Genomic DNA, 26,986 nt, shown 5'->3' with positions numbered 1-26,986 from the left:
CCCTTCTCGTAGCGGTCTTCCGCTCAGCCCGTGGCGGCCTTGGTCTGCTGTGCCGTCCCGCCCGGCGCGGTGCGCTCCGGGACGCCGGACGTCCGGTCCCGTATCTCCTTGAGGAGCACCACCAGCCCGGTCGCGAGGGCCGTACCGGCGGCGATGGCCACCAGGTAGAGCAGAGGTCCGCTGATCAGCGGAACCACGAACACACCGCCGTGCGGCGCTCGCAGGGTGGCGCCGAACGCCATGGAGAGCGCACCGGTGACCGCGCCGCCCGCCATCACGGAGGGGATCACCCGCAGCGGGTCCGCCGCGGCGAACGGGATGGCGCCCTCCGTGATGAAGGAAGCGCCCAGCACCCAGGCCGCCTTGCCGTTCTCCCGTTCGGCGGTGGTGAAGAGCCTGCCCCGGAGGGCCGTGGCGAGCGCCATCGCCAGCGGCGGGACCATACCGGCCGCCATCACCGCGGCCATGACCTTGAGGCTCCCGCTGTTGGCGTCGGCGAGCCCGCCGACGGCGAAGGTGTACGCGACCTTGTTGAGCGGTCCGCCGAGGTCGAAGCACATCATCAGGCCGAGGACGGCTCCCAGGATGATGGCGTTGGAGCCGGAGAGGTCGCCGAGCCACCCGGTCAGTCCCCGCTGGAGCGCGGCAACGGGCTCACCGATCACCACGAACATGAGGAAGCCGACGGCCGCGGACCCGAGCAGGGGGATCACCAGCACGGGCATGATCCCGCGCAGGGCCGCGGGAATCCGGGCCCGCTGGATGCCGCGGACCACCGTGCCCGCGAGCAGACCGGCGACCAGACCGCCGAGGAAGCCGGCCTCGACGGTGACCGCGACGGCTCCGCCGACGAAACCGGGGACGAGCCCCGGCCGGTCGGCCATGCCGTAGGCGATGTACCCGGCCAGCACCGGCACGAGGAAGCCGAAGGCGGCACTGCCGATCTGGAGGAGCAGGGCGGCCCAGCTCGCCACCTCCGTCCAGACGAAGTGCTCGGTGACCGGCTTCGCCTCAGTGATGTCGTAGCCACCGAGCGCGAAGGAGAGGGCGATGAGGAGTCCGCCGGCGGCGACGAACGGCACCATGTAGCTGACACCGCTCATCAGGTAGCGGCGCAGTTGCGAGCCGAATCCCTCCTCCCGGCCTTCGCCGGTGGTGTCTGCGGGCACCGCCGTCCCCGGCCCGGCGGGGGCCGTGATCTCGCCGCGCCGGGCCTTGGCCCGGGCCTCGGCGATGAGTTGGGCGGGGCGGTTGATGGCGGCCTTCACGCCGGTGTCGACGGTCGGCTTCCCCGCGAAGCGGGCTTTTTCCCGGACCTCCACGTCGTGCGCGAAGATCACGGCGTCGGCGGCGGCGATCACCGCCGGGTCCAGTCTGCGGAACCCGGCGGAGCCCTGCGTCTCCGTCACCAGTTCCACCCCGGCTTCTCTGCCGGCCTGTTCGAGCGACTCTGCCGCCATATAGGTGTGCGCGATGCCGGTCGGGCAGGAGGTGACGGCGACGATACGGAAGGGCCGGGCGGCCGGTGCGGCCTCCGTGTCCGTGCGAGTGGCGTCCTTCTCGGCATCCGTGTCCGGGGTGGTGACCGCCGCCGCGGGACCGGACGGCTCCGGCCCTGCCGCGGCCGGGCCTGCTGCGGCCGGTTCGGTGTCGGACGGTTCGGCGTCGGCAGCGGTGGCGGCGTCCGGGGTCGGCTGGTCACCGCGGATGAGGGCCGCGGCCCCGGCCGGGTCCGCCGCCGTGCGGAGAGCGCCCGTGAAGGAGTCGTCCATGAGGCGCCGGGCCAGCGTGGAGAGGATCGACAGATGGTCGGCGTCGCCGCCGGCCGGGGCGGCGATGAGGAAGATGAGGTCGGCGGGCCCGTCGGCCGCGCCGAAGTCGACACCGGTCTCGCTGCGCCCGAAGGCCAGGGTGGGCTCGGTGACATGGGCGCTGCGGCAGTGGGGTATGCCGATGCCGCCTTCCAGGCCGGTCGGCATCTGTTCCTCGCGGGCGGCGACATCGGCGAGAAAGCCGTCGAGGTCGGTGACGCGTCCGGCAGCGGCCATCCGCTCGGCGAGGGCCCGGGCGGCCGCGGCCCTGTTGCCGGCGGGCAGTTGGAGGTCAACCAGACCTTCGGTGATCAACTCACTCATCTCGCGCTCCATTGCTCACACACCGCCGGGAGGCGGCTCGGGGACGTGGGGGGTGGTTCACGGGTGCACCGGCTCCGTCAGCGGACGGCCGAGGGGCGGATCCCCGGTCGTCCTGACCGCGGAGGGGTCCAGGTCGGCGGGGGACGGCATGACACTGCCGGGCAGCCCGACGGCGGCGGCGCCGTGGGCGAGTGCCGCGGCGAGAGCCGCGGGTCCCTCACCGCCCGCGCCGAGGAAGCCGGCCAGGGAGGCGTCACCGGCCCCCACGTTGCTGCGGACGGTGGTGACCCGGGCGCTGCCGTAGCGCGCTCCGGAGCCGTCCACCAGCAGTTGCCCGTCCGCGCCCAGGCTGGCGAGGACGGCGCGGGCGCCCCGGTCGCGCAGTTCCCGTGCCGCCTCCACCGCGTCGCCGACGCTCAGGAGAGGGCGTCCCACGGCCTCGGCCAGTTCCGCGGCATTCGGTTTGACGACATCGGGCCGGGCACCGAGCGCGGCGGTGAGGGCGGGTCCGGAGGTGTCCAGGGCGATCCGGGTGCCCGCCCGGTGCGCGCGGTCGACCAGTTCGGCGTACCACGACAGCGGAAGCCCACGGGGCAGGCTGCCGCAGCAGGCGATCCACGAGGCGCCGGCGGCATACTCACGGACCTTCTCCAGCAGCGCTTCCGCCTCCACGGCGGAGAGTTCCGGACCGGCGGCATTGATCTTGGTGAGGGTGGAGTCGGACTCCACGACGGAGATGTTCGACCGGGTCGGGCCGAGGACGGGCACCCCGGCCACCGGAATGCCCTCGTTCCGCAGCAGGTCCGCGACCACGGCGCCGGCCGGCCCGCCGAGCGGCATGACGGCTACCGTGCGGCCTCCTGCGGCGGCGATGGCGCGGGAGACGTTGACGCCCTTGCCGCCCGGGTCCATCCGGTCGGCGGTGGCGCGCAGCACCGCGCCGCGGACCAGGGTGGGCACCTCATAGGTCCGGTCCAGGCTGGGGTTGGGGGTGATGGTGAGGATCATGCGCGGCCTGCCTGGGCGAGGAGCCGCCGTGCGCGGGCGCGTCCCGGGGCGTCCGCGAGGGGGAGCCGACCTGTGGTGACGGTGCCACCGGAAGCGTCCGGGCGGCGGCCGGTGCCGTGGCCGAGGAGGACAGCAGGACCGGCAGGCCGGCCGGCGCCGGGAGGCGGGGAGGCCCCGGGAGGTGGTGCGGCGCAGGGGCCGTGGAGTGAAAAGCCGGTGCGGGTACGGCGGTTGAGCGGCTTCTTGCCGCTCCGGCTGCCGGTGGTCGCGGGGTTCATATCGGGGTTCATATGCGGATCACCTCCGTGCCGCGCCGCTCGATGGCGAGCGCGGTCTCGGGGTCCAGTCCGGTGTCGGTGACGAGCAGATCCGCGTCGGAGAGGTCCCCGAAGCGGGCGAAGTGTTCCTGGCCGCACTTCCCGGAGTCGGCCAGGAGCACCACGCGCCGGGCAGCCGCGATCGCCGCCCGTTTGACCGCCGCTTCGGCGAGGTCGGGGGTGGTCAGGCCGCCCTCGGGGGAGAACCCGTTGGTGGCGAGGAAGAGCACGTCCGCCGTCAACTCCCCGTAGGCGCGCAGGGCCCAGGCGTCGACCGCGGCGCGCGTGCGGTGCCGTACCCGGCCGCCGACGAGGTGGAGGGCGATGCCGGGGTGGTCGGCGAGCCGGGTGGCGACCGGCAGCGCGTGGGTGACGACGGTGAGCGGGGACTCCGGGGGGATGGCCGCGGCGAGGCGGGCGGTGGTCGTTCCGGCGTCGATGATGACGCTGCCCTCGGCGGGCAGTTCGGCGAGGGCGGCCCGCACGATGCGGTCCTTCTCGGCGGCCGCCACGGTGTCGCGCTCGGCGAGGCCCGGCTCGAAGTCGAGCCGTCCCGCCGGGATGGCCCCGCCGTGCACCCGGCGCAGCAGCCCCGCCCGGTCGAGCGACTTCAGGTCGCGGCGGACGGTCTCCGCGGTGACGTCGAACTCCTCGGCGAGGGAGAGCACGTCGACCCGTCCGTTCTCGCGGGCGAGCCGCAGGATCTCCTGCTGGCGCTCCGGTGCGTACATGATGGTTGACGTCCGTTCGCTGCCCGATCGTGTGGTTTCACCGGCAGGCTACGACTGGAACGGGAAGAAGTAAACATGTTCGGGCACACTCGGGCAGGAACGGATATCGGGGAGGGCGCGCGAGCGGCGCCCCCGTGGAGCCGTCCCGGTGTCCGGGGAGGCGGCCGGGAAGACGCCCGGGCGGAAGGAACCGTGGCGGCACGGCCTCCCGGAGGACATCCGGCGGGGCCCACCGGTGGCGCGGCACGCGCAGAGCCCCGGTCGCCTGGTGGCGCCGGGGCTCTGCGCGGTGGGGCGGCGGAGCGGGCCGTTCCCGCCGCCGGCAGGCGGCGGTCAGGCCGCCGCGTCGAAGCCCGTGTCGCGGGCCATCTTCTTGAGTTCCAGCAGGGCGTGCTTCTCGATCTGCCGGATCCGCTCACGGGTGAGGCCGTGCTGCTTGCCGACCTCGGTGAGCGTGCGCTCCTTGCCGTCGTCGATGCCGTACCGCATCTTGATGATCGACGCGGTGCGGTCGTCGAGCTTGCCGATCAGGTCGTCCAGCTCCTCACGGCGGAGCATGATCATCACGGACTGCTCGGGCGAGGCCGCGGAGGTGTCCTCCAGCAGGTCGCCGAACTGGGTCTCGCCCTCGTCGTCCACGGACATGTTGAGGCTGACCGGGTCGCGGGCCCAGTCGAGCACATCGGTGATCCGCTCGGCCTTGGAGCCCAGCTCCTTGGCGATCTCGGCGTGGTCCGGCTCGCGGCCGTGCTCGCGGTTGAACTCCCGCTGCACGCGCCGGATACGGCCGAGCTCCTCGACCAGGTGGACCGGCAGCCGGATGGTCCGGGACTGGTCCGCGATGGAACGGGTGATGGCCTGCCGGATCCACCACGTGGCATACGTGGAGAACTTGAAGCCCTTGGTGTAGTCGAACTTCTCGACCGCGCGGACCAGGCCGGCGTTGCCCTCCTGGATGAGGTCGAGCAGAGGGAGCCCGCTGCGCGGGTAGCGGCGCGCCACGGCGACGACGAGCCGGAGGTTGGAGCGGATGAAGACGTCCTTGGCGCGCTCGCCCTGAGCGGCGATCGCCTTCAGCTCTTCGCGGCTCGCCCCGGCGGCGTTGACCTCGGGCCGGGCGGTCCCGCCGTCCGCGCCGGCGTCTCCGTCGAGGATCCGCTGGGCGTACACGCCCGCCTCGATGGCCTGGGACAGCTCGACCTCCTTGGCGGCGTCGAGCAGCGGTGTGCGCGCGATCTCGTCGAGGTACATGCCGACCAGGTCGCGATCGGCGATCTCGCCTACGGCGCGAACACTGTTGGCCCGGTCATCCACACCGGAGGCGGCGGGCTGACGACGGGCGACGGCACGGGTTGCCATGCGTGCTCCCTTACGATGAGTAGGTCGCGGTCTGTGGCGGACGTACACCCAACCGGGTGCCCGTTCCGATGGAAACAACGACTGCAATCCGGACAGAATTCCCATGCCGACCACCGTTTTTCCCGATCATGCAGTACCCTGTCCGGCCACAGATGGGGGAGCAATGGCGAGCCGGCGTACAGAAGTGCTGGTCAGACCGGGTGGGGAGCGGGACCTCCACGAGCTGACGGACCTCTACAACCACTACGTCCGTGAGACGCCCATCACGTTCGACACCGAGCCCTTCACGGCCGAACAGCGCCGCCCCTGGCTGCTCTCCCACCCTGAGGACGGCCCGCACCGTCTTTTGGTTGCCGTGGAGGACTCGTCCGGGGACGGCGGGGGCCGCATTCTCGGCTATGCCACCAGCAGCCCCTTCCGCCCCAAAGCGGCCTACGCCACCTCGGCCGAGGTGACCGTCTACTGCGCCCCGGACGCCGGCGGCCGGGGCGTCGGCACCCGTCTCTACACGGAGCTCTTCCGCATCCTGGAGACCCAGGACCTCCGCCGCGCCTACGCGGGGGTGACGCTGCCCAACGCCGCCTCGGTGCGGCTGCACGAGCGCTTCGGCTTCGGCAGGGTCGGCACGTTCCACGAGGCGGGCCGGAAGTTCGGCCGGTACTGGGACGTCGCCTGGTTCGAGCGGCGGCTCGGGTCCGTCGGGTCCGGAGGAACCGAGTAGGGCTCCGCCGGCACCGGCCCACGGGCCCCGGCGGCTCCCCCGGCACGGCCCCCCGGCTCAGCCGCCGAACTGCACCGAGCGCTTCGCCAGCCCCATCCAGAAGCCGTCGATCACGCTGCGTCCGCTGCCGAGGTCTCCGGCGGCGTCGGCCGCCCCGAGGGTGACGAAGAGCGGTGCGAAGTGCTCCGTGCGCGGGTGGGCGAGTTCACCGGCCGGGGAGGAGTGCCGGAAGTCGAGCAGTGCGTCGACGTCACCGCCGTCCAGCGCGCGCCGCCCCCAGTCGTCGAACTCGGCCGACCAGCCCGGCACCCCGCCGCCCGGGTGGCGCAGCGCCGCCAAGTTGTGGGTGAAGAAGCCACTGCCGACGATCAGCACGCCCTCGTCGCGCAGGGGTGCGAGCTTGCGGCCGATCCGCAGCAGCTGCTCCGGGTCGAGGGTGGGGAGGGAGATCTGGAGGACGGGTATGCCGGCGTCCGGGTACATCTCGGCGAGCGGCACATAGGCCCCGTGGTCGAGCCCGCGGTCGGGGACGTCCTGGACCGGGGTGCCGGCGGTGCGCAGGGTCTTGCGGACGCGTTCGGCCAGCCCGGGGGCGCCGGGGGCGGCGTAGCGGACCCGGTAGTAGTGCTCGGGGAAACCCCAGAAGTCGTACACGAGGGGCACGGTCTCCGTGGCGCCCAGGGCGAGCGGGGCCTCCTCCCAGTGGGCGGAGACCATCAGGATCGCGCGGGGTCGCGGCAGCCCGGCGGCCCAGGCGGCGAGTTCGCCGGGCCAGACGGGGTCGTCGGCCAGCGGCGGCGCGCCGTGGCTGAGGTAGAGGGCGGGCATGCGCTCGCCGGAGGCGGAGGCGGTGGCGGTGGCGGTGGCGGACATGGCGGCTCCCGGGCTGGCGCGGCTTGCGCTGCTGGCGCGTGCGATCGGTGACGGCTGGCGGGACGGGCAGCCGGTCGGTCGGCCGGCTCACCGGACCACATATTTGATAGTTCAAGCTCTGGTCTCACCGTACGCCCGTTTCATTTAACCTTCAAGCTTCTGTACGGTGGGGGCATGACGACGCCCCCCGGCGGCGAGCCCCGCTGGCTCAGCGACGAAGAACAGTGCACGTGGCAGGCATATCTGCACGCCACCGCTCTGCTGGACGATCACCTCGACCGCCAGTTGCAGCGCGACGCGGGGATGCCGCACGTCTACTACGGCCTGCTGGTCCAGCTCTCCGGGGCACCGGAGCGCCGGATGCGGATGACCGAACTGGCCCGCAACTCCAAGATCACTCGCTCCCGGCTGTCCCACGCCATAGCGCGTCTGGAGAACAACGGGTGGGTACGCCGGGAGAGCTGCCCGTCCGACAAGCGGGGCCAGTTCGCCGTCCTCACGGAACAGGGGAAGGCCGTACTGGAGCGCGCGGCACCGGGCCATGTGGCGGCCGTACGGGCCGCGCTGTTCGACCGCCTGAGCCCGCAGCAGGTCGAACAGTTCGGTGAGATCTGCCGGCTGGTCGCCGAAGGGCTCCAGCCCGACAGCGCGGACGCCGACCTCCCCTGGCTCCGCTGAGGGTCGAGCCCGGCTCCGCCGAGGGTTGGGGCCAAGGGCCCTCTCCACAGTTGCGGCGACGGGAACGGTCCGGCACGGCGGCTGAAGCGGTCCGGCACGGAAAGTCACAGCCGGCAAAGAACAGCACGGCACAGCAAGAAGGACCTCGCTCCCCCCGGAGCGAGGTCCTTCCCGGCAGGCGGGTCAGCGGGTCAGCGGGTCAGTGCGCGAACACGGGGACCGTGAGCTCGTCGCCCTTCTCCCCCTCGCCGCCCTGGCCCTCCGGCTCGTCCCGGTCCGGGCGGGTGACCGCCACCGCGCCCTGCCGCTGGGCGTTGACCAGCGTGAACGCGACCACGGCCGCCAGCACCAGGATGGCCACCGCCCACCAGATCGCCGTCGTGAAGCCGTGCACCATCGCCTGGAGCCGCAGCGCTTCCACCGCCCCCGCGGCGGATCCGGCACCCGCCGCGTGCGAGGTGACGTACGCCGTGGTGGCGCTGGCCGCGACGGTGTTCAGCAGCGCGGTGCCGATCGCGCCGCCGACCTGCTGCGAGGTGTTGACCATGGCGGAGGCGACACCCGAGTCCTGCGGCTGCACTCCGTAGGTGGAGAGGCTCATGGCCGGCATGAAGGCCGTGCCCATACCGAGGCCCATCAGCACCAGCCCGGGCAGGATCACGGTCGCGTACGGGGTTCCGACGTCGATCCGGGTCAGGATCAGCAGGCCGAGCGCGGCGACCAGGAAGCCCGGAGCCATCAGCAGCCGTGGCCGGACCCGGTTCATCAGCCGGGCGCCGATCTGGGTGGAACCGGTGATCATGCCCGCGACCATCGGCAGGAACGCCAGACCGGTGGTGACGGGGCTGTAGGCCTTCACGACCTGGAGGTAGTAGGTCAGGAAGAGGAACAGCCCGAACATCCCGATGATCGCCAGTCCCAGCGACAGATAGACGCCGCCCCGGTTCCGTTCCGTCACCACGCGCAGCGGAAGCAGCGGGTTGCGCACCCGGGACTCCACGATGGCGAAGGCCAGAAGGAGCAGGCCCGCCGCGGTGAGCAGGCCGACCGTCGGTCCGGCGCGCCAGCCGTCGGCCTCGGCACGGGTGAATCCGTAGACGAGCGCGACCAGGCCGGAGGTCGCCAGAAAGACGCCGGGCATGTCCAGCCGGGACGGGTTGCGGCCCTCGGCCGGCTCCTTGATGACGAAGAGCGCGCCCGCGGCGGCGATGACGGCGAACGGAATGTTGACGTAGAAGGTCCAGCGCCAGTCCAGGTACTCGGTGAGCAGTCCGCCGAGGATCAGGCCGATGGCGCCGCCACCGCCCGCGATGGCGCCGTAGATGCCGAACGCCTTGGCCCGCTCCCGGGCCTCGGTGAACGTCACCGCCAGCAGCGAGAGCGCGGCCGGCGCGAGCAGCGCGCCGAAGACGCCCTGGAGGGCGCGGGCGCCGAGCATCATGGCCGTGTTGACGGCGGCGCCCCCGAGCGCCGAGGCCACCGCGAAGCCGATGAGGCCGATGACGAAGGTGCGGCGGCGGCCCCAGAGGTCGGCGACCCGGCCGCCGAAGAGCAGCAACCCGCCGAACGCCAGGGCGTAGGCGGTGATGACCCACTGCCGGTTGCCGTCGGATATGCCCAGGTCGGCCTGGGCCGAGGGCAGGGCGATGTTCACGATGGTCGCGTCGAGCACCACCATGAGCTGGGCGAGCGCGATGAAGACCAGCGCTTTCCAGCGCAGCGGATCAGGTGCCTGCCGCTGTTCGGTGTCGGGCATGACGGGGTCCCCCTGTCGGTACGGAGTTCTGAGTAACGCGATGACGAAAAGACGGTGCGTGCAGTGACGATGTGACGAAGCGCCCGGAAGGGAACTCCTGCTGGCAGGACCGGTGGGGGGAGGCCGGGCACGCTCCGGGGCCGTCGGGCACTCCCGGGGGAGGGCACGCTTTCGGGCGTGGACGGCCGCGGGCCCGGCGCCGGGTGGGGCCGGCGGGGTCCTTGGGGCGCGGAATCCCGGATCCGTCGGATCCCGCGGGTCTTCTGTGGGCTGTGGTGTGGTCCGGTCCGGCCGGTGGGGCGCGGTGGGGTGGACGGTCTGGTGGTCGGTGGTCGGTGGAGATCGGTGGGTATCGGCGGTTCGGTGGGTATCGGCGGCCTGTCGGCCGGACCCTGGCGATCGCACGGTCCGTGGTGCCGGGCCCCGGTGGCTCTTGTGCTCCGGGCCGGTTGCCGGTCCTGTCCCGGTCTCGGCGGGCCGGGGCGTCAGGGTCTCTGCCGGAGGTCCTCCAAGGTGGCGGCGGATCCGGGAAGCCGGGAACGGGCCGGGGCCCGGAGCCCGTCCAGGAAGAGCTGCAGGTGCCGGTGGACGAAGCTGTCGAAGTCCAGGCACCCGCTGGAGGGCAGCGGACGGGTGAGCTGGGTGAGGACCACCATGAGATCGCCGATCTCGACGTCGGCCCGCAGCCGACCGCAGCTCTTGGCGCTCTTCACCAGCGCTTCGACCGCCCGCTCCAACCGCTCGCGCGCCGCGGCCAGTTCCCCGTCCTCCTGAGCGACCCCCGCGAGCAGCGGGCACAGGGCACCGACCCGCTCGGCGACGGCCGCGTGGACAAAGCGGCTCAGCGCTTCGAAGCCGTCGGCCTCCTCCGCGAGCGCCGCCGCCGCCTCGTCGGCGACACGGTCGGTGACGTAGAGGGTGACGCGGCGGACGAGCTCGACCCGGTCGGTGAAGTGCCGGTAGAGCGTCGCATTGCCGACGCCGGCGCGGCGGGCGACCTCGTCGAGCGGGATGTCCGGTCCGTGCTCGACGAACATCTCCCGGGCCGCCGCGACGATCCGTTCCCTGTTGCGCAGGGCGTCGGCGCGCAGCCGTGGTTCGGGCTTGCACACCGGTGGGGTGGCGAGGGGGTTCACGACGGCGCTCCTTCCGGTCTTCCCGCTCTTCTCGGTTCCCGGGTTCCCGGTCCCCCGTCTTGGGTTCTCGGTTTCCGAGTTCTCGGTCCCGTGTTCGGTGTTCACGGCTCTCAGCCTTCCCGGGGGATCCGCTGAATTGCCGGACCGTGAACCGGGGAAGTCCTCCCCGGTTCACCGAACATCTGCCAGAACGGGGAATGGGTCCCCGGTTATTTCGCAGCCCGCTGTGATGCCCGTCACTCGTCCGGGGCGGGCACCGGCCGGGAAACACCCCCGGCCGCCCCGGCCCCCGATCGGAGCACCGTTTCCCCACGTTCGGCCGCTCATCGCGTGCGCCCGTACAGGCATTCGGCGCACGGTGATCACACCAGCGAGCGGCCGGGGCGCAGGACGGCCGCCCCGATCACGAAGGCGGCCGTATGCAGCAGGACGTCCCCCGGCCGGGCCCCACCGGCGGTAACCGCCCGGCCGACGGCACCCGCCCGGGCCGCGGCACCGGCCACCGCACGGGCCCCGTGCGCGCGGCGGGCGCGCACCCCTTGGGTGGCCGGGCCTCCCCGTCTCCTGCCCGGCCGTACTCCCCCTCCCGGCCCCGGCCCCGGCTCCATCCCCGGACCCGGCTGACGACGGCCGCGCTCGCCCTCACCTCCGTATCCATATCCATGGCGGCAGCGCCGGCCGCCGTCCCCGTCACCCACCCCGGCCCGGGCGCGCCCTCCCTCGCACAGACCGGCTCCACCTGCGTCCCGGGCCACGCCGAGGGCATACAGATGTCCGAGGGGATCCCCACCCCGCCGGGGCATGCCCCCAGCACCGGCACGCTCCGCGCCCTCACCCTGATGATCGACTTCCCGGACGTCCGCGGGGAGGGCAGCGCCCGCGAACGCTTCGCCGAGTTCTTTCCGGCGACCGCCGACTGGTACGCGGCCAGTTCCTACGGCGCCCTCGACTACCGCGCCGAGACCCCCGTCAAGGGCTGGCTGCGGATGCCGCGCCCGTTCTCCTCGTACGGCATCGAACGCGGTGCCGGTTACGAGCCGGGCTACCGGAGGCTCATCGAGGATCTCGCGCGGACCGCCGACGACCGGATCGACTTCGGCCGCTACGACCTGATCAACGTACTGGTCACCCCCAACGCCGGGCCGCCCGCCGCGGAGACCGTGCTGTCCGTCAGCTTCACCGGGATCGCCGACGCCCCCGAGGCCGACGGCGTCCCCCTGAACCGCATCTCGTTCATCTACAGCCGCCAGAACGACGGTTCACCGGGGGCAGCGGCCAACGCGTACCGGGTACTGCCGCACGAGAACGCCCACTCCCTGGGCCTGCCCGACCTCTACACCGACGACGGCGGCGGCAACAAGGCCGGCCACTGGGATCTGATGTCGGAGGACTGGGGGCCGGGGAACGACTTCCTCGGCTGGCACAAACGCAAGCTCGGCTGGCTGGACGACGACCGGCACGTCGAGTGCGCCAACGGCAGCGGGCGCAGCCGGCACACGATCCGCCCGCTCGGGAAGCGGGACGCCGGGGGGAACGGCGGCGGCAACGGCGGGACGGACGGGTACGAGCAGGCCGTGGCGGACGAGGAGGGCGGAGGTCACGAGGACGCCGGGGGCTACGGGGCGGACGGGGCCGGCAGGGCCGGCGGGGCCGGCAGGGCGGAGGCCGGGACCGGGCACCCCCGACCGGGAGACCCGGCGGCCGGGCGGGCCGCGGACACCTCGGACCGGAACGCTTCAGCCGCCGCTGCCTCCCCATCCCGCAGCCACCGGGCTCGACCAACCCGGCAGACCCGGCAGACCAAACTGGTGTACGTACCGGTCACCGACAGCACGGGCTACGCCATCGAGGTCCGTACCCGTTCCGGCAACGACGAGGCGGTGTGCAAGCCCGGGGTGCTGGTCTACTGGGTCGACACCCGGGTGGAGACCGGCCGGGGCCCCGTGGAGGTGCGGGACAGCACACCGGCCAGCGGCGGCTGCGCCCGGCTGCCCAATGTCGCCGCGGAGTTGACCGACGCGCCCTTCGGCGTCGGCGAGCGCTACCGGGACGCGCGGACGGGCGTCGCGGTCGAGGTCACCGGCCGGGAGCCGGACGGCACCCACCGGATCACCGTGACGAGGCCCTGACCCTCCCCGCCGCACCAACCGGCGCCCGCACCCGTCCGGGCCGCTCTGCCGGGCACCCGCACCTGCCCGGTCCGCACCTGCCGGCCCGCACCCGCACGGGCAGGGCCGACGCGCTACCCGGCGGCGGTCTCACCCGTTGCACCCGCCCCTCCCCGAGAACCCCCAGCATCCCCAGCACCCCGCGCACCCTCCACCCGTACGCCCAGCGGTTCGGCCAGGCCGATGACGATCTCGTCCAGCCGGTGGATGTGCCGGGCCACCCGCGAACCGACCGGTGAGCGGGAGGGATGGTCGATGACCGCGATGGTGAGGGTGTCGGACCCCGGCAGCAGCGCCTCGTCCCGCTGCTCCTCGGGCTCCTCCAGGCTCCGGGTGAGGGTCCGCAGATTGCGCGTGAGCCGCCCGGCCGCGGCGGCGACGCGAGGGTCGGGGGTGATGCGGCTGTCACCGGTCAACTGTTCGGCGACGGCGGCCAGTCCGCGCGCGTGGTACGCGGCGCTGTCCAGCAGCGCGACGACATAGCGGGCGGTCTGGCTCCGCGAGCGCAGCGGGCTCACGGGGTGGGTCAGCGGCTGCACGGCGGACCGCAGACCGTCCAGGGCGTCGTCGAGTTCCCGGGCGGCCTCCAGCAGATCGACGGGATGGGCGGACGGGGTGGACGGGAGGGGCGGGACGGACGCAGGCGCAGGCGCGCCGGAGCCCTCCCCCGCACCAGGCACCGCCGGGGCAACAGTGTCGCCCCGGGCGCCCGGCGGTGCGCCGCCGGACACCCCCGGCCGCTCGCCGCTGAGCCGCCGTACCGCCTCCTGCGTCACATCGCTCAACCGTTCCAGCACCGTGCGGAGGAGTTCGTCGGTGTGTTCGGCGGTCCGGATGGGCAGCACGAGCAGCGCGGCCGTGAGTCCGCAGACGACGCCGATCGCGGTCTCCTCGACGCGCAGCACGAAGATGTCCCGGCTGTAGGTGTTGAGGAGGGTGAAGAGCAGGCCGAGCATCGCCGTCATGAAGAACGACGTCAGGGTGTGCGAGACGGGCGCGAAGTAGAAGGCGGCGAACACGCAGAAGAGGATGAGCGCGAAGGACACACCGGTGTGGCCGGCCACGAGCCCGGTGAGCCCGGCGCCCGCCACCACGCCGACGGCCGTACCGGCCAGCCGCCGGTAGCCCTTGACGAGGATCTCGCCCGTGGAGGCGGTGCCGAGGAAGACCACCCAGCAGGTGAGCACGGCCCAGTACCAGCGCTGCGGCGACAGCAGCTCGCCGCCGACAATGGCCATCGCCGAGCCGACGGTGACCTGGAAGGCCGTACGGGTGCTCGGCCGCCGCAGACCGCCCGGTTCCGCGGTCCCCTCGTCCGCCGGCGTCTTCTCCGCGTCCGGGCGGCCCCGCAGGCTGCTCTCCGCCCGCAGACTGCTGTCCGCCCGCGGGCCCCTCTCCGCCCGCAGACCGCTCTCGGCCCGCCGGGACAGCTCCTCGGTCTCCAGCTCCTCGCGGTACTGGCGGGTGCGGGGGCTGTCGTTCTCGTCGTCGCCGTCCGCCGCGCCCAGGGCGACCCGCAGGCCCAGCACGCTGAACGCCAGCTCCCCCATGGCGCGCAGCGCTTCCTGGTCGCCCGCGGGGAGTCCGGTGAGGTTCTCGTTCTCGCGGTAGCCGAGCAGCCGGTCCCGTACGTGGGCGAGGCCGACGGGGGTGCGCTTCTGCAGCCAGTCCCGGCCGACGGCCTCGTACAGCTCGCGCAGCCGGACGGTCACCAGTGGGTTGTGCGGCGGGCGTTCGCCGTCCAGCAGGACAGCGGCCAGCCGCTCGGCGGTGACCTCCATGCCCGCGATGCGGCGCTGTACGGCCTCCGCCGTGGAGGCGTCGGGGGTGCTGTCCTCCAGCCGGTCCTGGATCATCAGCGCGCCCTCGTGCAGGCGTACGATCCGCTGCCGCAGCCGTCGCTCGGCGCGCTCCCGTCCGGTGCCGTCGGGCCCTCCCCCGGCCGGCGCGGCCGGAGCCGCCGGCTTCCCGGACACCGCCGAGCCCCCGGCAACCGCCGGTCCGTTCGACTCCCCGGCCGGCCCGTCCCGCTCCGCCGCCTCGGCCAGTGCGGCCATGGCGGCCATGGCGGCCATGGCGCCGACGGCCTGCCGCAGCCGGGTGCGGAAGGAACCCATCAGCAGATCGAGTGTCTGTTCGGGCGTCACGCGCAGCAGCCCGAACCGTACGAGCGCTCCGCAGCCGAAGGCCACCAGCAGCGCGAGCCCCACCTGAGCCAGCCGTGCCGTCTCCACCTGCACGAACTGGGCGATGAAGAACATCTGGAAGGCGATCATCCCGAGCGCCTTGCCCCGCAGCCCGAACCGCCGTACGTACACGGCGCCGAAGATGACCAGGACGAAGACGGTGTCGGCGGCGATGCGGTGCGGTGCCAGCGCCGTACCGGCGGCGACCGTCGCGCCCGCGACCGGCAGCCCGAGCGCGAGCGTCACGGCCTGGTCCCGGAGGCGGGTCTCACTGACCGCGAAGGTCGAGATCAGCGCCGCCATGGCACCGGTGACCTGGATCCGCAGGGGAACGCCCAGCAGCGCCAGCACGGCCAGGGTCAGTCCGACCGACAGCACGGTGCGCAGGGCAGCCGTGAGCCGCAGCAGCCCGGGGTCGGAGGCCGGCAGGGGCAGCCGTACGCGCCGCGACAGCGCGCGGCGCGCGTCCCGGCGGGGTCCGGGCCCGCCGGCATCAGCAGCTGAGGAGATCATGTCGCCCGCTTCCCTACCCGGGGCGGCCGCTCCCATGTCCCCCGCCACCTGCCCGTTCCCCGCGTTCGTGGCGGCTCTGTGCGGTCGGGTGCGAAGGTGCCGGGGCACGGCTTCGTACCCGCGGGGTCCCGAACAGCCGTCCGGCGTCCGGCGGCTCCCGAAGCGGGTACCACCCGGCCCTGTCGCGCACCGGCCGGCCGGAGGAGGCTGAGGGTGACGCCCGGCCGCACCACGGCTCTTCCGCGCACCGGCCGGACCCGGCACCGCCCGGCTGGTTTTCCCCGGCACGACCCGGACACTCGGAAACCCGGCAACGGAGAGGAGGGCGACCGCCGTGCCCAGCATCGCCCAACGCGTCGCCGGTCTGTTCCAGGTGAAGGCGAACCGGGCCCTGGACCGGGCCGAGGACCCCCGCGAGACCCTCGACTACTCCTACCAGCAGCAACTCGAACTCCTGCAGAAGGTCCGGCGCGGCCTGGCCGATGTGGCGGCCGCACGCAAGCGCGTGGAGCAGCAGGCGGACCGGTTGCGGCAGTCGGCCGAAACCCTGCGGGACCAGGCGGGACAGGCACTCGCCGCCGGCCGCGAGGACCTGGCGCGCGAAGCCCTCGACCGGCGCACGGCCGCCGGCTCGCGCCTCACGGAGCTGCGGGAGGAGCACGCGTCGCTCCAGGCCCAGGAGGAGAAGCTCACCCTGGCCGCGCAGCGCCTCCAGGCGAAGACCGACACCTTCCGCACGAGCAAGGAGACCATCAAGGCCCGCTACACGGCGGCGGAGGCCCAGAGCCGCGTCACCGAGGCGGTCACCGGCATCGGTGAGGAGATGGGCGATGTCGGCCTGGCCGTGGAGCGCGCCCGGGACAGGACCGAGCAGTTGCAGGCGCGTTCCGCCGCCCTGGACGAGCTGATGGCCACCGGGGCGCTGGAGGACGCCACGCTCCCGGCCGGCCGCGACGATCTCCGGGCCGAACTCGACGCCGTGACGGCGGAGGGGGACGTGGAGACCGAGCTGGCGCGGATGAAGACGGAGATCGCGTCGTCCGGAGGCCCGGCGGCGGTCGAAAGCGGCTCCGCGGAGGACCGGCAGAACCAGGACCGGGAGGGCCAGGGCCGGGAGGACCAGGACCGGGAGGACCGGGAGGACCGGCACGCCCGGCAGGCCCGGGACGCCACGGCAGCCCGGGAGAGCCGCCGTCCGCCGGACCAGGAGGCGACATGATGATCACCCGCATTCTCGGCGAGGGCCAGTACGAGATCGACGAGAAGCACCTCGACCGCCTCAACAAACTCGACTCCGCGCTGCAGTCGGCGGCGCGGGCGGACGACGCGGCAGCGTTCACCGCGGCCCTGTCGGCCCTGGTGGGGGCGGTGCGCACCCTCGGCACCCGGCTACCGGACGAGATGATCACCGTCTCGGACCTGGTCCTGCCCGACGAGGACACGAGCCTGTCCCAGGTGCGGGATCTGCTCACCGACGAGGGCCTGATCCCGGGGTGATGGCGATGCGCAGCCGTTTCGAGCCCGACCGCGGGCTGACCACCCGTATGGCGCTCACGATGTTCCTGCTCGGGCTGGTGTACGTGGCGTTCGTCGCCGCGCTGATCGTGCTGCTCGAATCCCTGGTCCTGGTGATCGTCATCGCCGCGGGGCTGCTGGGGGCGCAGTACTGGTTCTCCGACCGGATCGCCCTCTATGCCATGCGCGGCCATCTCGTCACCCCGGAACAGCAGCCCCAGCTGCACGGGGTGGTGGACCGGCTGTGCGCCACCGCCGACATGCCCAAACCCCGGGTCGCCGTCTCCGACATGGACCTGCCCAACGCCTTCGCCACCGGCCGGAACGCGGACCACGCCGTCATCTGCGTCACCACCGGGCTGCTGAGACGGCTGGAGACCGAGGAACTCGAAGGCGTCCTCGCGCACGAGCTGTCCCATGTGGCGCACCGGGACGTGGCGGTGATCACCATCGCCTCCTTCCTGGGCGTACTGGCCGGGCTCGTCGTCCGCTTCGCCTTCTACTCGCAGCTGTTCGGCGGCCGGCGCGACCAGAACACGGCGGCGGTGCTGGCGATGGTGATGGCGGTCTCCGCGCTCGTCTACGCCCTCAGCTTCCTGCTCATCCGGGCCCTCTCCCGCTACCGCGAACTCGCCGCCGACCGGGCCGCGGCCATGCTCACCGGCAAGCCGTCGGCCCTGGCCTCGGCGCTGACGAAGGTCAGCGGCGACGTGGCCCGGATCCCCACCCGGGACCTGCGCACCGCCCAGGCGTTCAACGCGTTCTTCTTCACCCCCGCCATCCGCCCGGGCACGGCGGTGGCGAACATGTTCTCCACCCACCCCACCCTGCAACGCCGCCTGGAGGCACTCGAGGAGATCGCCGCACAACTGGGCGGCGGCGGGCAGCGGTGAGAACGAGGAGGGCGGCGAACGCGGATCCCCGGACCGAGGCCAGCAGAACCGGGGCGGACCCGGACCCGAACTCGGCACTGCCCCGCGACAGGGCTCACGACAACCGGCGGCAGTCCGACGCGCCGTCGCCCCGGAGAGGAGCAGGCCCACGATGAGAAGAAGCCGGGACGCCACGGGAAGGGCCCGGGACCGGGGCCGCGGCACACCGGGCTTCTGGAACGCGCTGCTCGGCCGGAGCAAACCCGTACGGCCCGACCTCGACCAGCTCTTCGGCCTCCCCTCGGCGGCGATCACCCTGCAGGCGGCCGCGGGCTTCACCCCGACCGGAGCGGGCTCGGTCTGCTTCGCCACCATCGAGGGCGGCGCGTTCACCGAGGTCCGCCAGGAAGTCCGGGCCCTGCTGGACGCGGACTCCGAACGCGGCGGCGTACCGGTGGAGTTGATCCGCGACGACTTCGGCTACTCCTGGCTGCTGTCCCGCCGCCCCCCGGACGAACTGCCCGCCCTGGTCAACGACCTGCACGCGGTGAACACCGCCCTCCAGGACAGCGGCTTCGGCCCGCAACTGCTCTGCTCCCTCGTCACCTTCCGCAACACCGAACAGCGCCCGCTCGCGCTGGTGTACCTCTACAAGCGCGGCACGTTCTACCCCTTCGCGCCCCTCCCCGGCGAGAAGCGCGACAACCCACTGGAACTCCAGATCAAGGCAGCCATCAAGGACGACCTCCGCCTAGAGGAAGACCTGAGCCGCTGGTTCCCCCTCTGGGGCGCCCCGGGTCTGTGACGGGGCGGGCCCGGCTCGGCAGGCCGCCCGGCGGATGTGCCTGCCCGCCCGCGGAGTCATTCCGCCCAGGGCAGAGGGATCCTCTTGTCACTGCCGGGCAGCATGGCCCTGCCGTCGACGGCCATGGCGACCAGGGCCTCCGCGGAGCCGCCGACAGCCTTGAGCCGCCGCACCGCACCGGCGGGAAGAATGAGTGCCTGACCGGCACCGACCTCTTCGGTCCTGCCGTCCACCTCGGCTTCGAACACACCCGACAGAGGCATCCACACCTGTTCGCGATCGATGACGTGCACCGGGGTGGATGCGTCCGCGCCAAGTTCCACACGCCAGGTGCTGACCTCTGCGCTCCCCTGGCTGGGACCCGCCAATCCATACATCGAGCCGGCGGGCGTGGTGGTCGTCCGCTGCTCGCTCTCACTGACCACGTGCATGAAACCTCCCGCATAAAGTAACTTTACTCATGCGAGTAAAGGGACTTTATACGGGTGTGTCAAGATGAACCGATGGAGACCAACGAGCCCCTCGAGCGCACCGAGCTCACCTTCCTGCTCGGGATGGCCTTCCAGGTGGTCCTCTCCGAGTTCGTCAGCCGTCTGGACGCCGTCGGCTACGCGGACCTCCGCCCCATGCACGGCCTGGTCTTCCAAGTGCTCCACGGCGACGGTGCCACGAGCAGTGAACTCGCCGAGCACCTCGGGGTCACCAAGCAGGCCGCCGGCCAGATCCTCGACGACCTGGAGATGCGGGGATACGTCGAGCGCCGACCACACCCGGCCGGTGGACGGCGCAAGCTCGTCGTCCTGACGCCCAAGGCGACGGATCACCTGGCCGTGGCCGGAAGGATCCTGCACCAGCTCGAAGCACAGCTGACCAAGCGCCTGCACGAGGCCGGCTTGGAGGTCCCCCGAGCCGAGCTCGCGGCCATCATCCGCACGTTGGCGGGCGACTCGATCCCGCCACTGCGCCCCGTCTGGTGACGTACTCCTGCTGCTCAACCAACCGAGGCCATCCGGCGGACCGCACCGAACACCCGCTGCACTGGAGGGTGCGGACCGTTCCGGCGGCTTGCCCGGTGATCGTGAGTGGCCGTTGAGGCGGCGCTGGGCAACCGTCACCATCCGCTGGGGCAACCCGGTGGCCCCCGGACCCCCACCCGCTACACTGACCGCGGCGGCGAAGCCCCTCACCGGGTCCGCCGCCACAGTCCAGCCTCCGTAGCTCAGGGGATAGAGCACCGCTCTCCTAAAGCGGGTGTCGCAGGTTCGAATCCTGCCGGGGGCACCAGCCAAAACGCCCCGGACCGATCATGGTCCGGGGCGTTTTGGCATTCGCTTCATCATCGGCGGGGTCACCCACGCCGATGACACCCCTTGAGCAGACGATCCAGTGGTCGATGCCCTCCCGCTGGGCGCCAACCGCACTTCAGGCGCGGGAGGCAGCTTCGTGTACGCCCAGTTCGACTGCCAGTGACCGCAGTTCCTCCGACGGTGCCCGGCTCATGGCCAGCAGGTCGGACACGAGCTGCTTCACTGCGGGCATGGCGCGGACGATGTCGGGCGAGTGGTTCCGTGCCGCCCGTACGGCCGTCACGGCATCGGCGATCTGACGCCGTTGGGCGTGCGCCCGGGCCACGTCGAGCTGAAAGCGCGTCTGCCGCTCGGACGACAGGGACGAGGCGTCCACCCGGGCAGCTGTGCGCAGCGCGACTCCGGCATCCCCGAGGTCCACGGCGACGGCGATCTCGTGCAAGTCGACGTTGGTGGGGCCGAATTCGGTGTTGTAGTCGTTGCGGCCGGGGCCGACCCGCTCGGCCATCTCCCGGGCCTGCCGGATGCACTCGTAGGAGTCATCGGCCTGATTGGCGCGGGCAGCGGCGACGGCGCGTTGCAGGGTAAGGGCACCACGGAGGGCGACGGCCTGAACGTCGCCGGACTCGGCCAGCGGCTGCAAGGCGTCGGCAGCGGTGCCGGACACCTGGGCGGCTTGGTCGTAGTGGCGGGCGCCGAGGAAGACGATCGAGAGACGGAACTCCCCGGCCGCCATCAGCAGCGGATCACCGGCCCGCTCGGCGGCGACGACGGAGCGGTCCACGGCGATCCAGGCCGCTTCCGGCTCCCCCATGTTCGCCAGGGCCGCACTGCACGTGTGGTACATGCCGGCCAGGAGCCGGAACAGCTCGGGACGCTCCGGCTCCGGCGCCGACCGCACGGCCGCTTCCAGGGCGGGTACCAGCTCGGCCAGCAGCTCGGAGAGATCGGCGTAGTTGCCCTCATGGGTCAGCGTCCAGGCGCGTTCCACCTGGGATCGGAGCGCGGGAATGTCCGGCTCGTCATGCTGCCCGAGGATCGCCTTGAGGGAGTGGGCCGCGCTCAGGACCAGGCGGAGTCGGCTGGCGCCGGGCGGCTCCACGGCGGCCGACGCGACGACGGGCGCCTCAGCGGCCAGCTCGGCGAGCGGCACGTCGAGGACATCGGCGACCTTCTCCAGGACCGTCATCCGGTCGATACGCCGGACCCCGCGCTCCACCTGGGACACCCAGGCTTCCGACCGGTCCAGGAGAGCGGCGAACTCCTTCTGCGAGAAGCCACGACGCTTGCGGTTGAAGGCGATCTTGCGCCCGAGCGCCTTCTCATAGTCGGGACTCACACCGCCACACCCTTGCCGGACACGAAGTCCAAGCGATCGACTTCGGTGGAGGACAGATACTGCCCACGCTCAGCGAGGAACACCTTCACGTAGTCCTGCTCCTCGTGCACCTGGAAAGCTGCCTCATCCCGGTAGAGCTCGTAGAAGATGCGCTCCAGCGGCCGGCCCTCCACTCGGTGCACGGTGTAGATCAGCGTTCCGGGCTCATGGGCCTTGATCTGCTCACCGGTCCGCGCGACCAGCGCGTCGAACCCGGCCGCCGCTTCCTCGTCCTTGCAGGTGAAGCGGACCATCAATCCGAACATCTCGCGGTCTCCCTCCTGTGACTGCCTGGGGCACCTCCCGCTTTCGAGTGACGTCCCACCCCTGCCACCCGCACTAATAGTGCGATCTGGCACTTCAGGTACTCACACGCCGGGTACGGTGCTAGTACTTATTGTACGGCTCTACCTGATCCGGGTCAGCACAATGGCCCGACCGAACAGGAAAGCCGCAGGTGAGCGCCATGGAGGAATGCCATGCCCACATACCGCCGCGCCTTCCCCGGCCACCCGGAAGAGATCCACAACGCGCGTCGCTTCACCGTCCAATGCCTCAGCGACCCGACCACCGCAGCAACGGCAGAACTGATCGTGAGCGAGCTGGCGACCAACGCCCTCCGCCACACCACCAGCGGCACCCCGGCCGGGACCTTCCACGTCACCCTCAACCAGACCGCGCACACCCTCACCGTCTCGGTGACCGACACCGGAACCACGGACACCAAACCGGAGTTCCACCACCCCGACACCGAAGCCACCTGCGGCCGAGGACTCGGCATCGTCGCCGCACTCGCCGGGCGGGTCGAGGTCCATGGCGACCACCGCGGCCGGACCATCACCGCCGAACTCCCCATGCCCCGCGCCGGAGAGCACCGGTGCTGATGACAGCCCACGACCAACAGACGACCCGCCGACTGCCGCTCGGCACCACGGCGGCCGACTGCTGGTGCCAGGCCATCGCCTACACCCCCGCAGACGGCCGCACCTTCCAGCTCGGCCACCACCTCGCGAGCACTCCCCGCCTGGCCATGCGCTGGCTGCACGGCCGGGCCCGGGACATCGCCGACCAGCTCGACCCAACCGCAGCCCGGCCGGCCCGCCACTGGATCCACGACCACGCCGAGAACGAACGAGCGTTAGCCACCCTCGCCCGGGGCAAGCCGTACTCCTTCGCCCTCGCCGAGGAAGCCACCCGCTACATCCTCTCGGCCCACCCCACGGGAAGCCCGCGATGACCCACCACCCACAGAGCACCCTCACCCGCGGCTACTGGTGCGAATGCTGGGCCCAGACCGCAGCCACCGGCCAAGCCCCGGTCCTGCTCGCCTCCTTCGACGCCACGACGACGGCCGAGGCCATCAACTGGATCCGAGTAGCGCTCCGGACGATCAGCCCATCACTCGACGTAGAAGCTGCCACCAGGGCCGACGCCTGGCTCACCACAGGGCACCGCACCGACGCTCCGGCCTTGTCCGACGGCGAGTTGTGCACCGTCACGATCAGCCAGGCAGACACCCGCATCGAATGGACCGCACGCCCGGCCCTGTTCCTCGTCCTGGCACACCGTCAGAACCGAGAACTCCCACCATGCGCCCTGCTCTTCAAGCAGCGGCCCACCACGAGCTGAAGCCGAAGCGTCAGGCATCTACCGGGACCGGACAGCAGCCCCACCGCCACTGAGTAGAAATCTTCAGTACGGGTTCAAGTCGGCTCGCTTCGCTCGCCGCGCGCGGCCCGGCCCCCGGCCGGGCCTGCGCTCCTGCCTCCGTCCCGCTCCACCCCGGCCGGCGCCCGTCCCGCGCGCTCAGCAATCAGCTGCTTGCCGTAGAAAGGGTACGTCGTGGCTGGGGCCGTCGGCTCCACGGCTTTACGCAGCCACTTTGGCGCGAGCCTCGCAGATCATGGCCCCAACGTCGTGCTTCACCGGGCAGGTCCACAGACTGCCCGACGCGCCGGAAGCTTACGGGGCCATGATCACTCGCGCCAAAGCAGCTCCAGCCCAAAGCCGCTCCGCCGACCTCAGATCGGCCACTACTGACCTTGAATGCGTGGTGTCGTCATGGTGGATTGCGTTGGAGGCCGGTTCCAGTGAGGCAGCCGTCGAGGACGTCGTGGCGGTATTGGAGCCGGCGTAGGCCCTGTCGGACGGCGGTGATCAGGTCGTGCGGGTCGGCGAATGCGCGGTTGGCAGTGGTGGTGCGTCGCAGTACCGACCAGATGCCCTCGACCGGGTTGAGGTCCGGTGTGTAGGGCGGGAGTTGGTAGACGGTGAGCCAGTCGCGGTCGGCGATGTAGCGGCGCATCCCAGCCGCAAGGTGGGTGTTGAGATTGTCCCAGACGAGCACGATCGGGCTGCCGAGCTGCTGGTGGGCGGCCTGGATCAAGTCGCGGTAGTCCTTCCAGGAGAAGCTTTTGCGGCCGTCGGGCCGGGCGTCGGGGCGGGGCCGGTAGATCAGCCGGGAGGACTCGCCGGGTTTGTAGCAGGCCAGGGCGGCGACCGATAACCGGCGGCGGGAGCGGCCCCGCACCCGCACCACGGGCGTGCGGCCGCGGCGGGACCACGTACGGGTTGTGGGCGGCGTCATCGAGAAGCCGGCTTCGTCCTCGAAGACGAGCCAGGCGTCGAGCGCCGCCACGGTCCTTCCACGCTCGGCCAGGTCTCCTTCACCCAGCCGGCCACCGCCGCCTCGTCGCGCTCCACCGCCCGGCGGGCCGGAACCTGACAGCTCCAGCCATGCCGCTTGAGCAGCGCGGCCACTCCCTGCACCGTGTAGCTCTTGTGGAACCGGCGACCGATGAGCGTCTTGATCCGTGACAGGGTCCAGGTCTGATCCGGCCAGCCGTGCGCCACCGGTCCCTTGTCCAGCTCACGCTCCAGCACGGCGAACAACTCGTCGCTCAGCAGCGGCAACGAGGCCGGACCCTTCGAGACCAGGGCCCTCGACCCGCCCTGGGACCACGCCCGGCGCCAGCGCTGCACCGACCGGACGCTGACCCGCAGGTCGTGAGCGATGACCGTGTTCTCCTCGCCCTGAACGAACCGCTCGGCCGCCGCCATCCTCAACTTCTCGCGGAAGGCCCGCCGCTCATCGGTCAGCCCACCGCCTTGCGCATACCTCATACAACCGGCATACCGCAGGGATCACGAACCGTCAGCCCCCACCGACACCACGCTTTGAAGGTCAGTAGCCAGTTTTAGAACTGGTGTTCAGAGCCTGAACTGATGGTTGAGTGACAAGCCTGGCCAAAGTGCCCAAAATTTCCAATGTGTAGAAACGGGTTGTCTGTGACTGTTCTCCGCCGTCATCATGAAGCATGAGGATGATCCGCGCGCGGATTGAGAATTTCCGCTGCCTCCAAGAAGCTGAAGTGCGATTCGATGGCGTTACTTCCATCATCGGCCCTAACGGGGTGGGGAAGTCGACCATTCTGCGCGCCCTTGATTGGTTCTTCAATGGAGAAAAAGGAACATCTCTAAGCACTGATGACCTATGCGTTGATACGCAAAGCAGCAGGATTCGCGTAGAAGTCGAATTTGACTCGCTCACGATACGCGATCGCGAGGAGTTGGGACACTACGCACCCGAGGGCGTAGAAAGCATCGTGATCTGGCGAACCTGGGATAACGGCGAAGACAGGATCACAGGTAAAGGGCTCACCTTTCCACCGTTCGAAGTGGTGCGTAGTCAGCAAAACGCTACGGCGAAGCGCCGTGCGTACAATTCGCTGCGCGAAGAACGTCCCGGGCTGGGTTTGCCGGCGGCTGGAAGCGAAGCGCTGGTAGAAGAAGCAATGATCGTGTGGGAGAGAAACCACCCTGAAGAGCTCATGGAGTCTGACATCCAGGCTACTAATTTTTTCGGTTTTGCTGGAAAGGGCAAACTGGCGAATCTCTTTGAGTTCATTTTGGTAAGTGCCGATCTGCGCGCGCTTGAAGAGTCAACTGATATGCGCTCGACGATCTTTGGTCGAATTATCGAGCGTGCGGTCGATAGGAAGATTGCGGACGCCGAGTTGGCTGAGCTTGACAATCGTCTAAATGTTGAGCGGGCTCGAATTGCCACTAAGAATTTTGGGCCCCAGCTTGACCTAATTTCGAAGGAGCTTACCAAGGCCGTAGAAGTCTTTTCGGCAGGTAGGAATGTTCTGGTATCGCCTGTGGAGAATCCATACAAACCGGTTAAGGCGTCTTTCAAGGTCAGCATCCTTGATGGACCAGTAGAGACCGGCGTGGAACGCCAGGGGCACGGATTTCAGCGCGCTATGATCATTGCCGCTTTGAAGCTTCTATCAGACCGGGGTAGCGACGGGCCGCGGTCTAGGGCTGTGTGTCTGGCCATCGAAGAGCCTGAGCTTTACCAGCACCCTGTGCAGGCGCGCGCATTTTCTCAGGTCCTGCGGAAAATCGCCGAAGACCCAAATCAGATGGCGCAGGTCGCTTACGCAACGCACAACCCAATCTTCGTGGACCCTCACCACTTCCACGAAGTTCGCCGCATCAGTAGAGTCCGGGGCGGAACCAGTGAACGCGCCCTTTCAATTGCGCATGTACGAGTAGAGGACGTCGTTGAGTCTCTATCGGGATTCGTTCCCGAAGAACGGGTGAAGAAGCAGATCGGTGCATCAATCCTTCACAGATTGGCCGAGGCTCTTTTCGCCTCCGCCGTTATTTTGGTTGAGGGTGATACCGATAAGGCCGTCCTAGAGGGCTGCGCCGCGCGAGATGGCGCCCCTCTAGCTGTAGAGGGAATTCATGTCGCAGAGGCGGGAAGCAAGACCGCCATTTATCTGAGTCGCGCTATCTTGAGCCTCCTCGGCATCCCATGCTTTGTGGTATTCGATGCCGATTCCGGTGTCGGCATCAGGATGGAGCGAAAAGGGAGGAAGGAGAGTGATATCCACGACGCCGAGTGCAAAGAGCGTACCGAGAATCGTCGCCTCTTCCTGTACCTCGGTCACCCCAGTAAGTCGGAGTGGCCCCAAACACACGCAGAAAGCGAGTTTGCCGTCTTTGCGGATCGCCTCGAAGAATCGCTGAATGAGTACTGGCCGGAATGGGGACAAAAGGTAGACGAGCTGATCGAATCCGGGCTCGGATACAGTGAAAAAAATTCCTACACTTACGAAAGGGCCGCCTTTGAGGCAGAGGGTGAGCCGCCGATTGTGATTAAACAGATCATCGAAAACGCGAAGTCTATCGCACGGCAGGGGCAGTGATGGAGAGAGTCTCGGTTGTTTCTTCAAATATTAGATCAATTGGCTACAGTGCGGCAGAGGAGTTGTTGGAGGTGGAGTTCGCGTCGGGTATTTACCGGTATCATTCAGTACCGGAAAACGTCCACGAAGAATTTATGGCAGCCGCAAGCCATGGGCGGTACTTCGCGCGGTCTATCAAAGACCGCTACGTCTTTGTCAGGATTACCTGAGGTTCCTGATCGCAGGCCAGATCACCTGTGCCTCCAGAGTTGATGGCTCGGCCCTGGAACCGGCCAACCGTCGTGTTGTGTCACCACATTTGGCATCTTC

26 protein-coding genes and 1 tRNA gene are annotated in these 26,986 nt (G+C 70.5%); 14 read left to right on the top strand and 13 right to left on the bottom strand.

The window, feature by feature from the left end; all coding sequences use genetic code 11:
• Positions 1 to 23: 23 nt before the first annotated feature.
• From LIX60_RS18530 to LIX60_RS18515, 4 genes are all read right to left on the bottom strand, one after another.
• Positions 24 to 2,135, bottom strand: a complete 2,112-nt coding sequence (locus LIX60_RS18530; protein ID WP_227959446.1) for a fructose-specific PTS transporter subunit EIIC — start codon at positions 2,133 to 2,135, stop codon at positions 24 to 26.
• A 57-nt stretch (positions 2,136 to 2,192) separates the two neighbouring features.
• Entirely contained in the window at positions 2,193 to 3,143 is a 951-nt protein-coding gene (gene pfkB, locus LIX60_RS18525; protein ID WP_227959445.1) for a 1-phosphofructokinase, read from the bottom strand.
• Positions 3,144 to 3,429: 286 nt separating this feature from the next.
• Positions 3,430 to 4,191 (bottom strand): DeoR/GlpR family DNA-binding transcription regulator, encoded by a 762-nt coding sequence (locus LIX60_RS18520; protein ID WP_227959444.1) that lies wholly within the window; start codon positions 4,189 to 4,191, stop codon positions 3,430 to 3,432.
• A 333-nt stretch (positions 4,192 to 4,524) separates the two neighbouring features.
• Complete coding sequence (locus tag LIX60_RS18515; RefSeq protein WP_227959443.1) at positions 4,525 to 5,550, bottom strand: RNA polymerase sigma factor RpoD/SigA; 1,026 nt, start codon at positions 5,548 to 5,550, stop codon at positions 4,525 to 4,527.
• A 163-nt stretch (positions 5,551 to 5,713) separates the two neighbouring features.
• On the opposite strand from LIX60_RS18515, the gene LIX60_RS18510 reads away from it, so the two are divergent.
• Complete coding sequence (locus tag LIX60_RS18510; protein WP_227959442.1) at positions 5,714 to 6,271, top strand: GNAT family N-acetyltransferase; 558 nt, start codon at positions 5,714 to 5,716, stop codon at positions 6,269 to 6,271.
• Between the two features lie 57 nt (positions 6,272 to 6,328).
• Here the strand turns inward: LIX60_RS18510 and LIX60_RS18505 are convergent, their stop codons facing one another.
• A complete protein-coding gene (locus LIX60_RS18505) occupies positions 6,329 to 7,144 on the bottom strand; it encodes a dioxygenase (protein WP_227959441.1) in 816 nt (271 codons plus the stop codon).
• Between the two features lie 174 nt (positions 7,145 to 7,318).
• On the opposite strand from LIX60_RS18505, the gene LIX60_RS18500 reads away from it, so the two are divergent.
• A complete protein-coding gene (locus LIX60_RS18500) occupies positions 7,319 to 7,822 on the top strand; it encodes a MarR family winged helix-turn-helix transcriptional regulator (RefSeq protein ID WP_227959440.1) in 504 nt (167 codons plus the stop codon).
• Between the two features lie 199 nt (positions 7,823 to 8,021).
• On the opposite strand, the gene LIX60_RS18495 is transcribed toward LIX60_RS18500, so the two are convergent.
• Both LIX60_RS18495 and LIX60_RS18490 read right to left on the bottom strand, forming a co-directional pair.
• On the bottom strand, positions 8,022 to 9,578 hold the full coding sequence (locus LIX60_RS18495) for an MFS transporter (protein WP_227959439.1): 1,557 nt from the start codon (positions 9,576 to 9,578) through the stop codon (positions 8,022 to 8,024).
• A gap of 485 nt (positions 9,579 to 10,063) precedes the next feature.
• Positions 10,064 to 10,714, bottom strand: a complete 651-nt coding sequence (locus LIX60_RS18490) for a TetR/AcrR family transcriptional regulator (RefSeq protein ID WP_227959438.1) — start codon at positions 10,712 to 10,714, stop codon at positions 10,064 to 10,066.
• A gap of 419 nt (positions 10,715 to 11,133) precedes the next feature.
• Here LIX60_RS18490 and LIX60_RS18485 point away from each other — a divergent pair, with 419 nt between their 5' ends.
• The gene (locus LIX60_RS18485; protein ID WP_227959437.1) at positions 11,134 to 12,843 is read left to right on the top strand and encodes a M6 family metalloprotease domain-containing protein; all 1,710 of its coding nucleotides are present in this window, start codon (positions 11,134 to 11,136) and stop codon (positions 12,841 to 12,843) included.
• Between the two features lie 113 nt (positions 12,844 to 12,956).
• Here LIX60_RS18485 and LIX60_RS18480 read toward each other — a convergent pair whose 3' ends face one another.
• On the bottom strand, positions 12,957 to 15,581 hold the full coding sequence (locus tag LIX60_RS18480; protein WP_227959436.1) for an FUSC family protein: 2,625 nt from the start codon (positions 15,579 to 15,581) through the stop codon (positions 12,957 to 12,959).
• Between the two features lie 334 nt (positions 15,582 to 15,915).
• On the opposite strand from LIX60_RS18480, the gene LIX60_RS18475 reads away from it, so the two are divergent.
• The 4 genes from LIX60_RS18475 to LIX60_RS18460 all read left to right on the top strand — a co-directional run bounded on the left by LIX60_RS18475 (position 15,916) and on the right by LIX60_RS18460 (position 18,773).
• Positions 15,916 to 16,800, top strand: coding sequence for a PspA/IM30 family protein (locus tag LIX60_RS18475; protein ID WP_227959435.1), 885 nt, complete (start codon positions 15,916 to 15,918; stop codon positions 16,798 to 16,800).
• Positions 16,797 to 17,078, top strand: a complete 282-nt coding sequence (locus tag LIX60_RS18470; RefSeq protein WP_228429500.1) for a hypothetical protein — start codon at positions 16,797 to 16,799, stop codon at positions 17,076 to 17,078. Before LIX60_RS18475 ends, LIX60_RS18470 begins: the two co-directional genes overlap by 4 nt.
• Before the next feature lie 5 nt (positions 17,079 to 17,083).
• Positions 17,084 to 17,989: a zinc metalloprotease HtpX gene (gene htpX / locus LIX60_RS18465; RefSeq protein ID WP_227962822.1), complete on the top strand. Its 906-nt coding sequence runs from the start codon at positions 17,084 to 17,086 to the stop codon at positions 17,987 to 17,989.
• A 151-nt stretch (positions 17,990 to 18,140) separates the two neighbouring features.
• Complete coding sequence (locus tag LIX60_RS18460; protein ID WP_227959434.1) at positions 18,141 to 18,773, top strand: hypothetical protein; 633 nt, start codon at positions 18,141 to 18,143, stop codon at positions 18,771 to 18,773.
• Positions 18,774 to 18,829: 56 nt separating this feature from the next.
• On the opposite strand, the gene LIX60_RS18455 is transcribed toward LIX60_RS18460, so the two are convergent.
• Entirely contained in the window at positions 18,830 to 19,204 is a 375-nt protein-coding gene (locus LIX60_RS18455) for a cupin domain-containing protein (RefSeq protein WP_227959433.1), read from the bottom strand.
• A gap of 72 nt (positions 19,205 to 19,276) precedes the next feature.
• Here LIX60_RS18455 and LIX60_RS18450 point away from each other — a divergent pair, with 72 nt between their 5' ends.
• Both LIX60_RS18450 and LIX60_RS18445 read left to right on the top strand, forming a co-directional pair.
• Entirely contained in the window at positions 19,277 to 19,750 is a 474-nt protein-coding gene (locus LIX60_RS18450) for a MarR family winged helix-turn-helix transcriptional regulator (RefSeq protein ID WP_227959432.1), read from the top strand.
• Between the two features lie 231 nt (positions 19,751 to 19,981).
• Positions 19,982 to 20,057, top strand: a tRNA-Arg gene (locus LIX60_RS18445).
• A gap of 138 nt (positions 20,058 to 20,195) precedes the next feature.
• On the opposite strand, the gene LIX60_RS18440 is transcribed toward LIX60_RS18445, so the two are convergent.
• Positions 20,196 to 21,419 (bottom strand): helix-turn-helix domain-containing protein, encoded by a 1,224-nt coding sequence (locus LIX60_RS18440; RefSeq protein ID WP_227959431.1) that lies wholly within the window; start codon positions 21,417 to 21,419, stop codon positions 20,196 to 20,198.
• A complete protein-coding gene (locus tag LIX60_RS18435) occupies positions 21,416 to 21,724 on the bottom strand; it encodes a putative quinol monooxygenase (RefSeq protein WP_227959430.1) in 309 nt (102 codons plus the stop codon). Before LIX60_RS18435 ends, LIX60_RS18440 begins: the two co-directional genes overlap by 4 nt.
• Positions 21,725 to 21,937: 213 nt before the next feature.
• Between LIX60_RS18435 and LIX60_RS18430 the strand changes: the two genes are divergently transcribed.
• Genes LIX60_RS18430 through LIX60_RS18420 form a run of 3 tightly spaced genes read left to right on the top strand, consistent with a single transcriptional unit; the run spans position 21,938 to position 23,087 of the window.
• Positions 21,938 to 22,342, top strand: a complete 405-nt coding sequence (locus LIX60_RS18430) for an ATP-binding protein (RefSeq protein ID WP_227959429.1) — start codon at positions 21,938 to 21,940, stop codon at positions 22,340 to 22,342.
• On the top strand, positions 22,342 to 22,695 hold the full coding sequence (locus LIX60_RS18425) for a hypothetical protein (protein WP_227959428.1): 354 nt from the start codon (positions 22,342 to 22,344) through the stop codon (positions 22,693 to 22,695). The genes LIX60_RS18430 and LIX60_RS18425 overlap by 1 nt, the downstream gene beginning before the upstream one ends.
• Complete coding sequence (locus tag LIX60_RS18420; protein ID WP_227959427.1) at positions 22,692 to 23,087, top strand: hypothetical protein; 396 nt, start codon at positions 22,692 to 22,694, stop codon at positions 23,085 to 23,087. The genes LIX60_RS18425 and LIX60_RS18420 overlap by 4 nt, the downstream gene beginning before the upstream one ends.
• A 430-nt stretch (positions 23,088 to 23,517) precedes the next feature.
• On the opposite strand, the gene LIX60_RS18415 is transcribed toward LIX60_RS18420, so the two are convergent.
• Positions 23,518 to 24,045 (bottom strand): transposase, encoded by a 528-nt coding sequence (locus LIX60_RS18415; RefSeq protein ID WP_265585546.1) that lies wholly within the window; start codon positions 24,043 to 24,045, stop codon positions 23,518 to 23,520.
• Positions 24,042 to 24,581 (bottom strand): winged helix-turn-helix domain-containing protein, encoded by a 540-nt coding sequence (locus LIX60_RS18410; protein WP_227959425.1) that lies wholly within the window; start codon positions 24,579 to 24,581, stop codon positions 24,042 to 24,044. Before LIX60_RS18410 ends, LIX60_RS18415 begins: the two co-directional genes overlap by 4 nt.
• Before the next feature lie 194 nt (positions 24,582 to 24,775).
• Here LIX60_RS18410 and LIX60_RS18405 point away from each other — a divergent pair, with 194 nt between their 5' ends.
• Both LIX60_RS18405 and LIX60_RS18400 read left to right on the top strand, forming a co-directional pair.
• Positions 24,776 to 26,677 (top strand): ATP-dependent endonuclease, encoded by a 1,902-nt coding sequence (locus LIX60_RS18405; protein WP_227959424.1) that lies wholly within the window; start codon positions 24,776 to 24,778, stop codon positions 26,675 to 26,677.
• Positions 26,677 to 26,886 carry a KTSC domain-containing protein gene (locus LIX60_RS18400; protein WP_227959423.1) on the top strand — a complete coding sequence of 70 codons (210 nt, stop codon included), beginning with the start codon at positions 26,677 to 26,679 and terminating at the stop codon, positions 26,884 to 26,886. The genes LIX60_RS18405 and LIX60_RS18400 overlap by 1 nt, the downstream gene beginning before the upstream one ends.
• Positions 26,887 to 26,986: the final 100 nt, after the last annotated feature.

Source organism: Streptomyces sp. S07_1.15 (assembly GCF_020739505.1).
In the GTDB taxonomy this organism is placed as follows: domain Bacteria; phylum Actinomycetota; class Actinomycetes; order Streptomycetales; family Streptomycetaceae; genus Streptomyces; species Streptomyces xinghaiensis.
Note: the sequence above shows the minus strand (reverse complement) of the source record. Positions and strands in the feature narration are given on the sequence as shown.

What these genes read in the sequence shown, in the direction of transcription:
- LIX60_RS18420 (WP_227959427.1), top strand. Translation starts at nt 22,692, where the DNA reads ATGACCCACCACCCACAGAGCACCCTCACCCGCGGCTACTGGTGCGAA.
- LIX60_RS18515 (WP_227959443.1), bottom strand. Translation starts at nt 5,550, where the DNA reads ATGGCAACCCGTGCCGTCGCCCGTCGTCAGCCCGCCGCCTCCGGTGTG.
- LIX60_RS18430 (WP_227959429.1), top strand. Translation starts at nt 21,938, where the DNA reads ATGCCCACATACCGCCGCGCCTTCCCCGGCCACCCGGAAGAGATCCAC.
- LIX60_RS18450 (WP_227959432.1), top strand. Translation starts at nt 19,277, where the DNA reads ATGGAGACCAACGAGCCCCTCGAGCGCACCGAGCTCACCTTCCTGCTC.
- LIX60_RS18500 (WP_227959440.1), top strand. Translation starts at nt 7,319, where the DNA reads ATGACGACGCCCCCCGGCGGCGAGCCCCGCTGGCTCAGCGACGAAGAA.
- LIX60_RS18520 (WP_227959444.1), bottom strand. Translation starts at nt 4,191, where the DNA reads ATGTACGCACCGGAGCGCCAGCAGGAGATCCTGCGGCTCGCCCGCGAG.
- LIX60_RS18435 (WP_227959430.1), bottom strand. Translation starts at nt 21,724, where the DNA reads ATGTTCGGATTGATGGTCCGCTTCACCTGCAAGGACGAGGAAGCGGCG.
- LIX60_RS18485 (WP_227959437.1), top strand. Translation starts at nt 11,134, where the DNA reads ATGCAGCAGGACGTCCCCCGGCCGGGCCCCACCGGCGGTAACCGCCCG.
- LIX60_RS18510 (WP_227959442.1), top strand. Translation starts at nt 5,714, where the DNA reads ATGGCGAGCCGGCGTACAGAAGTGCTGGTCAGACCGGGTGGGGAGCGG.
- LIX60_RS18400 (WP_227959423.1), top strand. Translation starts at nt 26,677, where the DNA reads ATGGAGAGAGTCTCGGTTGTTTCTTCAAATATTAGATCAATTGGCTAC.
- LIX60_RS18470 (WP_228429500.1), top strand. Translation starts at nt 16,797, where the DNA reads ATGATGATCACCCGCATTCTCGGCGAGGGCCAGTACGAGATCGACGAG.
- LIX60_RS18415 (WP_265585546.1), bottom strand. Translation starts at nt 24,045, where the DNA reads ATGACGCCGCCCACAACCCGTACGTGGTCCCGCCGCGGCCGCACGCCC.
- LIX60_RS18505 (WP_227959441.1), bottom strand. Translation starts at nt 7,144, where the DNA reads ATGTCCGCCACCGCCACCGCCACCGCCTCCGCCTCCGGCGAGCGCATG.
- LIX60_RS18455 (WP_227959433.1), bottom strand. Translation starts at nt 19,204, where the DNA reads ATGCACGTGGTCAGTGAGAGCGAGCAGCGGACGACCACCACGCCCGCC.
- LIX60_RS18460 (WP_227959434.1), top strand. Translation starts at nt 18,141, where the DNA reads ATGAGAAGAAGCCGGGACGCCACGGGAAGGGCCCGGGACCGGGGCCGC.
- htpX (WP_227962822.1), top strand. Translation starts at nt 17,084, where the DNA reads ATGCGCAGCCGTTTCGAGCCCGACCGCGGGCTGACCACCCGTATGGCG.
- LIX60_RS18405 (WP_227959424.1), top strand. Translation starts at nt 24,776, where the DNA reads ATGAGGATGATCCGCGCGCGGATTGAGAATTTCCGCTGCCTCCAAGAA.
- LIX60_RS18495 (WP_227959439.1), bottom strand. Translation starts at nt 9,578, where the DNA reads ATGCCCGACACCGAACAGCGGCAGGCACCTGATCCGCTGCGCTGGAAA.
- LIX60_RS18480 (WP_227959436.1), bottom strand. Translation starts at nt 15,581, where the DNA reads ATGATCTCCTCAGCTGCTGATGCCGGCGGGCCCGGACCCCGCCGGGAC.
- pfkB (WP_227959445.1), bottom strand. Translation starts at nt 3,143, where the DNA reads ATGATCCTCACCATCACCCCCAACCCCAGCCTGGACCGGACCTATGAG.
- LIX60_RS18410 (WP_227959425.1), bottom strand. Translation starts at nt 24,581, where the DNA reads ATGAGGTATGCGCAAGGCGGTGGGCTGACCGATGAGCGGCGGGCCTTC.
- LIX60_RS18425 (WP_227959428.1), top strand. Translation starts at nt 22,342, where the DNA reads ATGACAGCCCACGACCAACAGACGACCCGCCGACTGCCGCTCGGCACC.
- LIX60_RS18530 (WP_227959446.1), bottom strand. Translation starts at nt 2,135, where the DNA reads ATGAGTGAGTTGATCACCGAAGGTCTGGTTGACCTCCAACTGCCCGCC.